9 protein-coding genes are annotated in these 14,709 nt (G+C 34.6%); 4 read left to right on the forward strand and 5 right to left on the reverse strand.

Annotated features, from left to right (window positions below):
* Nucleotides 1-50: 50 nt before the first annotated feature.
* From AC13CQ_RS17080 to AC13CQ_RS17095, 4 genes are all read right to left on the reverse strand, one after another.
* On the reverse strand, nt 51-3,440 hold the full coding sequence (locus AC13CQ_RS17080) for a glycoside hydrolase family 2 TIM barrel-domain containing protein (RefSeq protein ID WP_008611892.1): 3,390 nt from the start codon (nt 3,438-3,440) through the stop codon (nt 51-53).
* Between the two features lie 41 nt (nt 3,441-3,481).
* Nucleotides 3,482-4,921, reverse strand: coding sequence for an arylsulfatase (locus AC13CQ_RS17085; protein ID WP_008611893.1), 1,440 nt, complete (start codon nt 4,919-4,921; stop codon nt 3,482-3,484).
* A 172-nt stretch (nt 4,922-5,093) separates the two neighbouring features.
* A complete protein-coding gene (locus AC13CQ_RS17090) occupies nt 5,094-6,761 on the reverse strand; it encodes a RagB/SusD family nutrient uptake outer membrane protein (protein ID WP_474507242.1) in 1,668 nt (555 codons plus the stop codon).
* A gap of 17 nt (nt 6,762-6,778) precedes the next feature.
* The gene (locus tag AC13CQ_RS17095) at nt 6,779-9,829 is read right to left on the reverse strand and encodes a SusC/RagA family TonB-linked outer membrane protein (protein WP_474507243.1); all 3,051 of its coding nucleotides are present in this window, start codon (nt 9,827-9,829) and stop codon (nt 6,779-6,781) included.
* 509 nt (nt 9,830-10,338) lie between these two features.
* Here AC13CQ_RS17095 and AC13CQ_RS17100 point away from each other — a divergent pair.
* The 4 genes from AC13CQ_RS17100 to AC13CQ_RS17115 all read left to right on the forward strand — a co-directional run bounded on the left by AC13CQ_RS17100 (nt 10,339) and on the right by AC13CQ_RS17115 (nt 14,193).
* The gene (locus AC13CQ_RS17100; protein ID WP_008611895.1) at nt 10,339-11,496 is read left to right on the forward strand and encodes a beta-ketoacyl synthase N-terminal-like domain-containing protein; all 1,158 of its coding nucleotides are present in this window, start codon (nt 10,339-10,341) and stop codon (nt 11,494-11,496) included.
* A 217-nt stretch (nt 11,497-11,713) separates the two neighbouring features.
* Nucleotides 11,714-12,814 (forward strand): biotin synthase BioB, encoded by a 1,101-nt coding sequence (gene bioB, locus AC13CQ_RS17105; protein ID WP_008611896.1) that lies wholly within the window; start codon nt 11,714-11,716, stop codon nt 12,812-12,814.
* 127 nt (nt 12,815-12,941) lie between these two features.
* Nucleotides 12,942-13,808 (forward strand): cupin-like domain-containing protein, encoded by an 867-nt coding sequence (locus AC13CQ_RS17110; protein WP_008611897.1) that lies wholly within the window; start codon nt 12,942-12,944, stop codon nt 13,806-13,808.
* Nucleotides 13,809-13,905: 97 nt separating this feature from the next.
* Entirely contained in the window at nt 13,906-14,193 is a 288-nt protein-coding gene (locus AC13CQ_RS17115; RefSeq protein ID WP_008611898.1) for a YciI-like protein, read from the forward strand.
* Between the two features lie 18 nt (nt 14,194-14,211).
* Here the strand turns inward: AC13CQ_RS17115 and AC13CQ_RS17120 are convergent, their stop codons facing one another.
* Nucleotides 14,212-14,685: a regulatory protein RecX gene (locus tag AC13CQ_RS17120; protein WP_008611899.1), complete on the reverse strand. Its 474-nt coding sequence runs from the start codon at nt 14,683-14,685 to the stop codon at nt 14,212-14,214.
* Nucleotides 14,686-14,709 lie beyond the last annotated feature (24 nt).

The raw sequence follows: 14,709 nt of genomic DNA on the forward strand, positions 1-14,709 counted from the left end.
TAGCAACGGCAAAAATATGATGGATTATTTTATTACATGCGGTTTCTCATTCATTTAGTTTTTTCTAGTGGCTCGTCCTGTTTTACAGGATAGAAAGTTTTAAATTGACTGATGTATTGTTTTTCAGATCCCTTTGTAAATGGAATCATGTAAAAACTGTAGGTGTGTGTTTTATCACCTTTTATTAAATATTCATCTTGTGGTTTAGCACCCCAAGAATCATCTCCTGCCACCCCACGTTGTGCCATATCTATATTTAATTGAACAAGGTCTTTTTCTACAATGTCAGTGGTGTGTTTACTGATATTTACTTGTGGCATTCCATCACTATAAGTGTCATCATTTACAAAGTGTTCTTCAGAGTTCTTTTTTTCTTGATTGTATGAGATTCCTGAAGTAGCATCAAAATCTTTATTTAGCATATGTAAAGCGCTTATCCCAATATTTTTTTCATTTTCTTCAGAAGAAACAATTAGTAATCCTTCCTGACTTTCAGCAGTCAGAGCTACCCAACGAATCTCTGTTTTATAACCGTTTTCTTGCGGACGGATATAAGGTACATATTGAGCTTTTACAGTTGATTTGTACAGATCTACAAAAGCTGAGGCATTTCTATCTTGATAATTTTCCCACGGACCACGTCCAAAATAAGTCAATTGTTCATACTTTTTTGGGAGCTGCATCTGCATTCCAACTCTTGGAATATCTGCACTATAAGTCGTTTTATTTAACTTGTTATCTATCTTTACTACACCGTTTCCATATATTGTATAGGTAGTTTCAAGTGTAGTATTTACGCCAGGTAATGCGTATACAACCATTACTTTATAAGAGTTATCTTCAATCTTTTTTTCTTTAAAAGAACTCACATTTGCATGAAGTGAAGCGCGTTTCCACTCTATATTTTTTTCGTGCATCCTATTTCCAAAGTCATTATCGGTAGGAGCTCTCCAAAAGTTTGGTTTTGGTCCATTTCCATCTTTTATCAGTTCATTGCCTTTGTATATATACGAAGAAATAATTCCATCTTTTTTGTTGAATTTTAATTCAAAATCATCATTATAAAGGGAGAGTATCTCTTTGGTGTCATTTTTATTTATTGCTTTATTATTTTTAAAAGCGGTAGAATTCCATTTAATTTTATTGTCTAATCTTATCTGTTCATGTGCAACTTCATGCCCTTTTTTTAGTATGCCGTTGTCCCAATTCAGTTTTGCTGAAACTTCAACAAAATATTCAGTATTTGGTTGGAATTGAATTCCGTCTAAAGGAATACGTATTAATTTTCCAGTATGTGGAGCTATGTTTAACTGATCCATAGAAATTGTTTTCAGAATTTCCCCATCAGCTTTGACATTTGCTGTAATAGCAAACCAATCGAGGCCTATAAAATCATACAAGTTCTCCACCAAAATTCTAACAGCATTATCTCTATTAATCCCCTTGTATTTAAAATTGATAAATTCGTGTGCTTTTTTAACTTCATGTAGGGCAGGTTGCGGAGTTCTATCAGGAAAAATAATTCCGTTATTTAAAAAGCTGTTATCTGTAGGCATATTTTCACCAAAGTCTCCTCCATATGCATAAAATTTCTGTCCTCCTTCATTAACTTTCCAAATAGACTGATCTACCCAATCCCATATAAAACCTCCTTGGAGATTATCGTGTTGTTCAATAACGTCCCAATAATCTTGAAAATTTCCGGTACTATTGCCCATGGAATGTGCGTATTCGCTAGGTATAAAAGGCCTATCGGTTAATGAAGTTCCAACTGCTTCAAAAGTTGCAGGAGAGGGGTATTGAGGAACAATAATATCTGTATTGGTATCCATATCAAATAAATTACCGTCTTCAGGTTTATAAGCTCTTTCGTATTGCACGGGACGCTTCTGCGGATCGAGATTTTTAATCTCCTCATAAGCTTTGAAAAAATTAACTCCATTCCCAGCTTCATTTCCCATTGACCAAATGATAACCGAAGGATGGTTTTTATCACGAGCAACCATTCTTAACATTCTGTCTATATGTGCTTTTTCCCATTCAGGTTTTTTTGCAAGCGAATGCTCTCCGTAATACATTCCATGAGATTCTATATTAGCCTCATCAACCACATAAATTCCATAGCGATCGCACAGCTCATAAAACTTTTCTGATTGTGGATAATGGCTTAGACGCACTGCATTAATATTATTTTCTTTCCAAAGTTTAATATCTTTTAGAATTTGTTCTTCACTCACTACATGTCCAGTTTCTGGGTTATGTTCTTGTGTGTTTACTCCTTTTAAGGTAATTGTTTGTCCATTCAGTTTTAATAATCCACCAGATATTTCAACAGTTCTGAAGCCAACATCATTAGAAATTACTTCAAGAAGATCGCCTCTTTTTTCTTTAGTAGAAACAATCACTTTGTATAGATTTGGAGTCTCTGCAGTCCAAAGCATTGCTCCTATTACATAAGCCGAAAAATCTACTGCGACATCTTTTTGAGGTTCAAGAGTGAACTCTTGTATATCATTAGCTACCAAAACATCATTTTGGTCAAATATTTTATAGGCTATTTCTAGTTTTTTTCTCTTGGTCGCTTTATTTTCTATTGCTACAGTTAAATCAAGAACACCATCGCTGTAACTTTGATCTGTAGTAGCCGTTATTTCAACATCTTTAATACGAGTTTTAGGCTGTGCATAGAGATATACACTTCTTTCAATTCCGCTTATTCTCCAAAAATCCTGACATTCTAGATAAGAACCGTCCGTCCATCTAAATATTTGCAGAGCAATAGTGTTTTTGCCAGAATGTAGGTATTTAGAAATATTAAATTCGGCTGGTAATTTACTTCCTTGAGAATAACCTACGTATTTGCCGTTTATCCAAACAAAACCACCAGATTTCATGGCTCCAATATGAAGGAATACTTCTTTATTGCTCCAATTTTGGTCGATTACAAATTCTCTTCTATAGGATCCTACGGGATTGTAATCATGAGGAACTTTCCCTGGGTTAGCAGGGTAGACCCCGTCTATAAATGTTATTTCTTTAGAAATTGGAGCTTTATAGTCTGCAAATTCGTATTGGTGATTTACATAGATAGGTGTTCCAAATCCTTCGATTTCCCAATTAGCGGGCACTTTTATGTTAGCCCAGTTATCTACACTAGTTGTTGGATCTATAAAATTTTGTGGTCTGTCTGTAGGTTTTTTTACCCATTTAAATTTCCATGTACCATCTAAAGAAAGATAATTTTTAGAAGTTTTCCAGTTGTTATTCTTTGCATTTTCTTCTGAAGAAAAAGAATAAAAAGTTGCATGCGCATCTTCTTTATTTTCTGAAATAACCTTAGGGTTCTCTATATAATATTCCAGACTGTTAGGAATTTCCTGAGAAAAAGAAAAAGTATAGTTTAGCAGGAATATAATTCCTATGAATTTTAATTGCTTCATTTATAATTTGTTTTAGTATTATATCTTTTCCTGAAAAAAAATCATTCAAAAGAAAAAATAGGATTTGGGGTATGTGCTATTTTCATGATGGAGTCCATTTGTTTTACAATCTCTGGATGTTGATCGGCAATATTTTTAGACTCCGAAGGATCTTTAGCTAAATTATATAATTCAATAGGCTCCTCTCTGTTTTTATTTACTTCCAAACGTATAGCTTTCCATTGATTTTTACGCACTGCTTGCTTTCCTCCGCCTTCAAAAAACTCCCAATAGAGATATTTATGGGTTTTTTGTGTTCCTTTACCAAATAACTCATTCACAAATGAAATTCCATTACTTTTTGCAGATGGAGCTTTCACTCCAGATAACTCTGTAAGTGTTGGCGTAATATCCCAAAAAGCTGCTATATGGTTACTGGTCTGTCCTGCTTTAATTTTTTCTGGCCAACTAGCTATAAAAGGTTCGCGGATACCGCCTTCATAGAGGTCTCTCTTTACACCTTTATATATACTACTGCTTTTAAAAAATTCCACATCTTCTATAGTTCTGCCCCCTTCTATATGAGTGCCGTTATCACTGGTGAAAACCACTAAAGTATTCTCATCAAAACCTTTGCTTTTTATTACTTCCATTACACGACCTATATATGCGTCCATACTGGTTACTAAAGCAGCATAGGCAGCTTTAGGGTATTTTTGCTTTCCGTAATGTCTTCCAGATGGCCATGCCTTCTCTGGCATAAATATACTTTGCCCTTGATCGTTTTTGTATAATTTTAAATACTTATTGGGTACAACCAATTCTGCATGAGGAACCGTAAAAGAGAGGTATAGGAAAAAGGGATTTTCTTTTGTTTGATTTTCAATGAAACCTACAGCTTTATCAGTAAAAATTTCATTTGCGTAACTATTTGGTGGGGTAGCAATCTGTGCCATCTCTCCTTTTTTAATAGTCCATAATGAATCAGGTTGTTGAAAATGAGCATCTACATGATGTAAATGTCCTGTGAAATAATCCCAGCCTTTTTTCTCCGGAGACCCCTCTGTTGTTTCTGTACCTAATCCCCATTTCCCAAACATAGCTGTAGTATAGCCTCTTTTTTTGAGTATTTGAGAAATTATAGTGTCTTTAGTTCTTAGTGGGAACTCTCCATTTCCGCGTATGTAGCTTATTCCAGTATGTTGCCCTGTCATTAAACTAGCCCTAGAAGGAGCACAAACAGTGCTTCCAGCATAGAAATTGGTAAACTTCATTCCTGTAGAAGCTAATTTATCTATGTTTGGAGTTTGAATATACTGTTGTCCATAACATCCTAAATCTCCAATTCCCATATCATCAGCAATAATAAAAACAATATTTGGTTTTTGAGAATGATTAGATATTGTTACTGTTTCATTTTTCTTATTGTCTTTTCCTTTACATGAAGCAGAAAATAATAATCCTGTAAAAACCAATATTAGAAAGTAATATCGTAATTCCATTATTTGTATTTGATTCTTATACTGTTTAAAAACTTTATTTAACCCATATTAAATGAGGTTTAATGTCTGAAAAAATCTTAAGCTACTATGTAATAAAACTTTAAGCTTGATAAGTCTACTTTATAAAGTTACTTACCAAACTTAAAGTTAATGTATCAAAAAATTCTATTATTTAATACCCCTTGGTTTCTTGAGCTTCTTTTAGGTTTGGATTTCTATCTATAGCTGTTTGAGGGTATGGAAATCTTATAAATCTAGGCTCCCATCTTCTTTCCTGAGCCAAACTGTTGTCAATACTATATATAGAGTTCATTACCTCACTACTTATTCCCCATCTACGGATATCATCCCATCTAAATCCTTCTCCTGCTAATTCAATACGTCTTTCATTTCTTATAAGCGCTCTCAAAGCAGGTTTTGAATTTACCACATTCCTGTCAATTACTGGCATTCCTGCTCTTTTTCTTATTAAATCAATTGCATCATAAATGGTTGCGTCAGGTCCAGAGGCTTCGTTTTTAGCTTCTGCATATGTTAGCAGAATCTCCGCATAACGAATAACGGGAAAGTTTTGTGGTCCTTTCCATTGCCCACTTTGAGCACTTTCACTAGGATCGGTCATTTTACGGTAGTTGTATCCTGTTTTAGAAATATTGCTTCCTCCTTTATTCCAAGAAAATATCAATTCTGGAACTAAAGAATTCCATGGCGCTCCTGGAAATAATATAGATGCATACAAGCGTGTGTCTCTGTTTCTAAATTCATCTAAATATGCTTCGTCATAAGCTCCAGCATTATATCGAGCTGCTCTTTCACCAGGAGAAGGTGCTGTAAATTCATTTCCCTGCTGTGTCCAATATGCATTCACCATGGATTGAGTAGGAGTAATAGAGCTCCATCCTCCACCAGCATTGTCGGCAAGGTATAAGGTATTAATTCCACTGGAATATTCATACGCACTCTCAGGGATATACTCAACTTCCATAATTACTTCTGAATTATTTTCGTTTTGCTCCCAAAAAAGTTGCTCATAACTTCTTAAGCCTTTATAAAACTTTTCTTTTTCTTGATCAGAAGCAAAATCAACTAAGAAGGAATAATCATCAATCATATCTTCCTCAGTTATTGAGGCGAGTTCAAAAAGTTGATACCCAAGTCCCATTATCTCATGAGCGCTTGATGCAGCTTCACTCCATTCTTTATTAAATAAATGTATGCGAGCTTTAAGTGCTAAAGCAGCACCTTTTGATACTCTACTCTTATATACATTTTCTACAGGAAGGTTTGCAATAGCATCAGTTAATTCACTTTTTGCAAACTCCATTACTTCGACTTCAGACGTAGGGGCAATAGCTACTTCTTCTCCTTCTAATGAAAAGTTCTTTATTAAAGGAACTGCACCAAATTTCTTAGCCAAATTATAATATGCCCATGCCCTTAAAACTCTTACTTCACTTTTGTATTGTGTCTTAATGGTTTCGGCTAAAGGTGCTTTGTCTACATTGTCCAAAAAGTAATTAAACCTTCGAATTCCGCTGTAACTATAACCATCGTTCATATCTGCATTAATAGTTCCAGCACTTATAATTGTGGCATTACTTTCCCATGGGTATTGGCAATAAGAATTATCTGTATAGCCATCTACATATGCTTCATAAACGCTTGCTTCCACATATTGATAGCATCCATTTAAAGCCAACTCTACATCTGATTCCGATTTCCAAAAGGTCTCACTAGAGATCTGATCTTGAGGTACTCGGTCTAAAAAATCATCACTGCAACTCCCAAGGATTGTAACCATCAAAATTGGCAGTATTTTATATTTTTTTATTAGTTTCATCTCTTAAATATTTTCAATTAAAAATTAACGTTTAGTCCAAACGAGTATACTTTTATAACGGGATAACTCCCTCTTGAGGAAGAAAACTCCGGATCAAAATCGTCCAATCTGTCATCGCTTCTAGTAGTAAAGAGATTTGTTCCAGATATATAAAAGCGTATTTTATCTACGCCAAATTTTTGAGTAGCTTCTGTTGGGATTGTATATCCTAGCACCAGATTTTTAATTCTGAAATAAGAAGCATTGTACAGCCAAAAAGAAGATAATCTTTGGTTGTGCTGGTTTTCTCCGCTAGGCAATAATCTAGGGTAGGCAGCATTTGGATTTGGATTGTCTATTGTCCATCTTTTTAAATGATATTCTTTTGCGCCAGCTCCATTAAAGAAAGCTTGAGAAGCTTCGCTATCTAAATAAACCATCACATCTGCAACTCCCTGTCCTTGTACTGTTAAATCAAAACCTTTGTAAGAAGCATTGAAATTCATTCCATAAGTGAAATATGGAACATCATTTCCAACAATAGTTCTGTCCTCTCCGTCTATTACTCCATCTTCATTAATATCTTTATATCTAATGTCTCCAGGGCTAGTAGCTGCGTCTTGAGTAGCATGTGCGTCTATCTCGGCCTGATCTACAAATAAACCATCTGCTTCATACATATAAAAAGAACCGATAGCTTCGCCTACTCTGTTGATCCAATAGCTATTTATCTGATCGTCCATTCCATTAAGATCTGTTACTTCATTCCAGATTTTAGAGAAGTTTCCTGTTAAGCTATATTTAAAGTCTTTGATTTCACCACGGTAAGTCAGCATAAATTCTAGCCCTTTATTAGATACTTCTCCTGCATTTGCCGAAATAATATTCCCGTCATCTCCTTCCTCGAGGCCTAACTCTAAAGGTTGAGGTACTTCTAACAAAATGTCTTCTGTTACTTTGTTAAACACGTCCACTTGAACACTCAAAGCATTACGAAAGAATCCAGCATCCAAACCTATATTGCTCATTACCACGGTTTCCCAGCCTAAATTTGGATTAGCCTGCTTATAAGGCCATACTCCATCTACTCTGGTATTTCCCATAATAGTAGCCGTACCTGTTCCTAAAGCATCATAATAATCATAATAACCAACGTTATTTACATTTCCTAGTTCTCCCCAAGAAGCTCTCAACTTTAAATTGTTTAACCAAGTTAAATTTTCCATAAAAGATTCTTGTGAAATCCTCCAAGCGGCTGAAAAAGAAGGGAAAACTCCTGATCTGTTATCTGAGCTAAATCTTGAAGATTGATCATGCCGAATATTAGCTTCAAACAAATATTTATCGTTATAGCTATAATTAATTCTTCCAAATTCCGACATAAAAGCTTCTTCTTCAACCAAACCTGCATTACCTAAATTTTCTGCTGCATTAGAACCTCCGTTAATGGCTCCCAACTCATTGGAAGGGAATTCTTTTCTTGATGCTTCTAAGTACTTATATGTTGAAGCTTCATATTGAAACCCTGCCATTGCTTTTAAATAGTGCTTTCCAAAATCTCTTTCATAGGTTGCAAAGCCCTGTAGCATAAGGGTGTTGTTTTTATTCCAACGTACCGTCATATTATTTGGGGTTACAGCTGTAGAATTTATAGGTTCTTTGGTGACAAAGTTAACAACTGGTGCTACTTCATTGTTAAAAGTGTTTTCTTCATGGGTGAACGATTTATAAGACCCAATTCCTCTTAAATTGAAATGATCTGTTATGTTTAATGTAGCATTAACAGAACCAATAAATGTTTCTCTTTGTCTGTTTTGTCTTCCATATTCTGCAATCTTACGCAACGGATTATTCTCTGCCAATACACTACTTACTTTTCCTCCAGTAACACTCCCCCAACTACCATCAGAATGGTTTGCCACAGTTAGAGGTGTCATTCTGTTTAAATCGGTAATAGAAAAATTACCTGCTCTTTCAATGTCTTCTCTTATATAAGAAATGTTAGTTCCCAATGTGAAAATATCTCCAAAGTCTCTTTCTGTATTAGCTCGAAAACTATAACGTTCCAATTCTGTATCTGGTACCAATGAGCTTTGATCAAAAAATGTTCCACTCACAAAGTAACGTGTATCACCGCCTCCTGAAACACTAAAGTTGTGTTCGGTCATTGGAGCTGATGAACGGTAAACCAAATCATACCAATCATTATCAGGATATAAATCTGGCTGAATCCCATTTTTTATAATAGCTAGTTCTTCTTCTGAATAAATAGCAGTTTTTCCTGCATTTATATTGGCTTCATTTAACAAATTAGCATAATCTTCAGATCCAAGTATTTTAGGTAAAACTGTAGGAGTCTGCACTCCGTAATAAGTGTTGTAGCTAAATCTAGCCTTGCCATCAGTACCTTTTTTGGTGGTTACCAAAAGCACCCCAAATGCTGCTCTTGAACCGTAAATTGAAGCCGCTGCTGCATCCTTAAGTACGCTAATGCTTTCAACATCCGAAGGGTTTATACGTTGAAAGTCGGATGCACTAACAGGAATACCATCCACTACGTATAATGGAGAAGAGGCTCCTAAGTTTCCTCTACCTCGGATATTAATTGAGCCAAGATCACTCCCTACATTTCCTGGTCTTGAGATAACTGTTAATCCGGGGCTAACTCCTTGCAATGCATTGGTAAGTGAAGTAGTACTCTTCCCTTCAATTTCATTAGTTTTAATCTGACTTACAGAGCCTGTTAAATTTTCTTTTTTCTGAGTTCCGTAACCTACCACTACAACCTCATCCAATTCTGAGGCTGAAATTTTAAGCTTTACATTAATAACATCTTGTGTGTTGATTAATATTTTCTCTTCCTTATAACCGATGTATGTAATTAGGAGTGATTCTCCTGGGTCTACATCAATGTTAAATTTTCCGTCAAAATCTGTTACAACTCCTTTAGTTGTTCCATGCACCGATACATTTGCTCCGGGGATCGGTACTCCGGTTTCAAAATCAGTTACTGTTCCATTTAGTTGCTTTTCCTGACCATAAGAAAACCAAGTAAAAAAAGTAACTAATACAATTAGAATGTTCTTCATAATTACAAATTAGTTTTGATGATTTTAGTTAGATTTGTATAAAAATCTTTGTTGTTATTTGATAAAAGTATAAAATACTTTCATTATCGCAAAATAAATAAGTATTTTTTATTTCAAAACCTTTCTTTTTGTAATTTATTTTTATTATTATTTTCGTTTTATTCAATCTTTCTCATTTGTAAGTAGTTATATACAATTATTACGCAAAAAGAATTTTTTTAAAGTATAAAAGAAAGTAAACGAATTTATTTAGTTTCGAATAGAGTAAATGAAATAGGGTGTTGGATGCTATAAAAACAAATAGCTCAAGCAACGTTATTTATAAAGAATAATTTTAGTCTCTTACAGAGAGATTAATCAATTTGGAACTATTTATTCAGGCAATAGTGCGTTATATTTTCGATATTAACTAAATATACTCAGCAGTTAATTTTTTATAACTCATTGCATTTTCTCATTTTTCAGTATTAAATAGTAGCTTTGCATTTGATAATGTAGATGAATTACCAATGGATAAAAAAATTGCAATTACTGCACTTTCTTCAATTTCTGCACTTGGAAGTGTTACTCAAGAAATTTGGAACAATTACCTTAATAAAAATCATTTTTTAAAAGAACACGACTTTAATTCTCAAAAGGCTTTAGTAGCTTCTTTGTCGGACGAAAGTAAAGACAAAATAGAGGCTTTAAGAGTCTCGGATATTAAATATAAGAGTTTAGATAATTCTGTTTTGTATGCTATGTTAACTGCACGTGATGCGGTAAAGCAAGCAGGATGGGAAACTGGAGATGACTTCGGAATTAATATTGGTTCCTCACGTGGAGCAACTGCTTTATTTGAAAAATACCATGAGGAATATTTAAAAGAAGGGAAATCTAGTACGCTTGCTTCTCCTACAACTACTTTAGGTAATATATCTTCTTGGTTGGCGCACGACTTACAATCTGAGGGGCCAGAACTTTCGCATTCTATTACTTGTTCTACTGCTTTGCATGCGCTTGTAAATGGTGTGGCATGGTTAAAAAGTGGGATGAGTACTAAGTTTTTGGTAGGCGGGAGTGAAGCGAGTTTAACCCCTTTTACTATTGCTCAAATGAAGGCTTTAAAGATTTATGCTGAAAACAATGGAGATACGTATCCATGTAAGGCATTAGATTTTAATAAAAATCGAAATACAATGGCTTTAGGAGAAGGTGCTTCGGTTATTTGTATGGAAACAGATACTAGTAAAAAGGTCTTGGCTTATGTTGAAGGAGTAGGATATGCTACGGAAGTACTTAAACACAATATTTCTATTTCTGATGATGCTGAGTGTTTTCAGAAATCGATGAAAATGGCATTAAAAAATACTAATTTAGAGGAAGTAGATGTTGTAGTGATGCATGCGCCAGGAACTATTAAAGGAGATAGTACCGAGGTAAAAGCAATAGAAAAAGTGTTTGGAAACGTAATGCCTGCTTTAACAACCAATAAATGGAAAATAGGCCATACCTTTGGAGCTTCTGGTTTATTGAGCTTAGAGCTAGGTGTTTTAATGATGCAACATCAAAAATTTATTGAAGTTCCATATATTGAACATACAGTAAAACCAAAACAAATAAAAAAAGTTTTAGTTAATGCCGTTGGTTTTGGAGGCAATGCAGTAAGTGTATTGTTGTCTCTTTAACTATGTTTTTAAAAGAAATTGAAATTTTTTTATACAAGAGAAAATTGTGTTTGAAGGGAAGTTAACCAAATGGAATTACTATTTTTGAATTTTAAAATGAAGTTGGCTTAGGGATTGAGAGGTATGTTTGAGCTCTTCCTGATTTTTTATCAGGGAAGCGAGTAACGAAAGCCCGACCAGACTTTTTTGTCTGGGAAGCCCCGAAATATTAGTTTTTATGAGCGAAATAAGACATAATTGGACGCAAGAAGAGATTTTAGAAATTTATAATAAGCCTTTGATGGAGCTGCTTTATGAGGCGGCAACCATCCATAGGTTGCACCACGACCCGAATACGGTGCAGGTGTCTACGTTACTTTCTATTAAAACAGGGGGGTGTCCAGAAGATTGCGGGTATTGTCCACAAGCAGCACGTTATCATACCGATATTGAGGGGAACGATTTAATGACGGTGCCACATGTAAAAGCGCAGGCATTGCGTGCAAAAGCGGCAGGAAGTTCTCGTGTTTGTATGGGAGCAGCGTGGAGAAATGTAAAAGATGGTCCAGAATTTGACCAAGTTTTAGAGATGGTTCGTACCATTAATAAATTGGAAATGGAGGTTTGCTGTACGCTCGGAATGATTACAGAAAACCAAGCACAACGTTTGGCAGAAGCAGGTTTATATGCTTATAATCATAATTTAGATACTTCTGAAGAATATTATAAAGAGGTAATTTCTACCCGTGGTTTTGAAGACCGATTAGAAACCATTGATAATGTTAGAAAAACTAATGTTACTGTTTGTAGTGGTGGAATTATTGGAATGGGAGAAAAAGTAGAAGATCGTGCCGGAATGTTGGTGGCACTTTCTACGTTGAGTCCGCAACCAGAATCGGTGCCAATTAATGCGTTGGTAGCTGTAGAAGGGACACCAATGGCTGAGGAAAAACCAGTAGAAATTTGGGACATGATTCGTATGGTGGCAACTACACGTATTGTAATGCCACAAACGCAAGTACGTTTATCGGCAGGAAGAACTCAAATGAGTAGAGAAGGACAAGCCATGTGTTTCTTTGCTGGTGCAAATTCTATTTTTGCAGGAGATAAATTATTAACAACTCCAAATCCAGATGTAAATGAGGATATGGAAATGTTTAAAATGTTGGGGTTAAATGCGCAGAAGCCTTTTGTTAAAAAAGCACAACCAGAATCTGTTGACGCAGAAAAATCTCAGTACAAGCCCTTAGGAGAAAAGCCAAAATGGACGCGTCCAGGACATTCTATAGAAAGAAACGAATTGGCAAAAGAACAAGGAAAAACAGCCAAAATAGTATAGTCTAATTTATATAAAAGAACACCGTTTTTAAGGTTTAAACCATCACAATTGTTTGTAATTATAGTAGTTTATAGCCTATAATTGCAAACAATTTGTACTTTTATATAGTTTATTACAAGTTATTTTTATGAACTTAAGAGAGATTCCTCGTTTAAAAACGATTTCTAAGGACGACTTTATTAAGCAGTATGTAAAACCTCAAAAGCCTGTTGTAATAGAGCAATTAACTCAAGATTGGCCAGCGTATAAAAAGTGGCATCTTAACTATATAAATGAGGTTGCAGGCGATAAAATTGTTCCTTTGTATGATGACAGACCTGTAACGCATGAAGATGGTTTTAATGAGCCTCATGCAAAAATGAAAATGAGTGAGTATATTAACTTACTAGAATCAAAACCTACCAATTACCGTATTTTTCTTTATAATTTAATGAAAGAAGTACCATCATTGCAAACCGATTTTAAGTGGCCAGCTATTGGTTTGAAGTTATTTAAACAACTGCCAATGCTTTTCTTTGGAGGGGAAAATAGTAAGGTGTTTATGCATTTTGATATAGATTACTCTAATATTCTTCATTTTCATTTTCATGGGAAAAAGCAGTGTATTATTTTCCCACCTAGCCAGTCAAAATATATGTATAAAGTACCGCATTCTTTGATTTCTCGAGAGGATATTGATTTTGATAATCCAGATTACAAAAAATGGCCAGCTTTAAAAAATGCAGAGGGGTATATAACTCATTTAAACCATGGAGAGATGTTGTATATGCCAGAAGGATATTGGCATTATATGAAATATGAGACGCCTGGTTTTTCTATGAGTTTACGGTCATACCCTAGAAAAGTAACGAGTCTTTTTAAAGCTACCTACAATGTGTTTGTTATGAGAAATTATGATAATTTAATGCGTAAATGGAAAGGACAAGCTTGGATTGATAAAAAAAATGAACGTGCTATTATAGATACTCATAAAGAACTTGGAATAGAATCATAGAAACGGTTTAAGCTTTTTCTGCTTCCTGAAAAGAGCTCTATTTAATCAATCTCACTTTATCTCTTTTAAACAAAATAAATTCAAATAAGTTCTTGATATGAATTATTACGCCTTAACATATAAAACCGCTGATAACTATTTAGAAGAGCGACCAAAATACAGAGCTGAACATTTAAAATTAGCTACTGAATTTGTGGAAAAAGGATATTTAGTTTTAGGAGGTGCTATGGAGAACCCTGCCGATGAGGCTTTGTTAATTTTTAAGGCTGAAAGTGATAAAATAGCCATCTCTTTTGCTGAAAACGACCCATATGTTAAAAACGGACTTGTAAAATTGTGGAGCGTTAGAAAATGGAATGTGGTTGTAAATAGTTTTGAGAAATAGGGGGTAGGTCTAAACTTATTAATCAATAAGCTCATTTACTTTATCGTATACTAAATGCGATTCCCAGCCACGGTATAATAAGTAATCTGCTATTTTTTTCTTTTTTTTAAAACGGTCCTTTTCTGTAATTTGATTAGCCCTTTTTTCTGCTAAGGCATGTAAAGTTTTATAGTAATCTTCTTCTGAAATTTCCTTCAAAGCTGTTTGAATATTGAATCTCGAAATTTCTCGAAACTTAAGCTCGCGAACAATTCTGTTTTTTCCCCATTTTTTTATGTTGAATTTTCCCCGAGCAAAACTTTTGGCAAAGCGTTCTTCATTTAAAAAATTATGCGCTATGAGGTGTGCAATAATAGTGTCTATTGCTAAGGGAATCATTTTCATATCTCTTAACTTATTTACTACTTCTTTATGACAACGGTCTTGGTAGGCGCAGTAACTCTCTAGTTTGCGTTTGGCTTCTTCAACGGTATACGACTTGACGTTATTCATGGTGTAAAGGAACAAAAAAACATA

The sequence above is a fragment of the Galbibacter sp. L-19 genome (assembly GCF_056857615.1).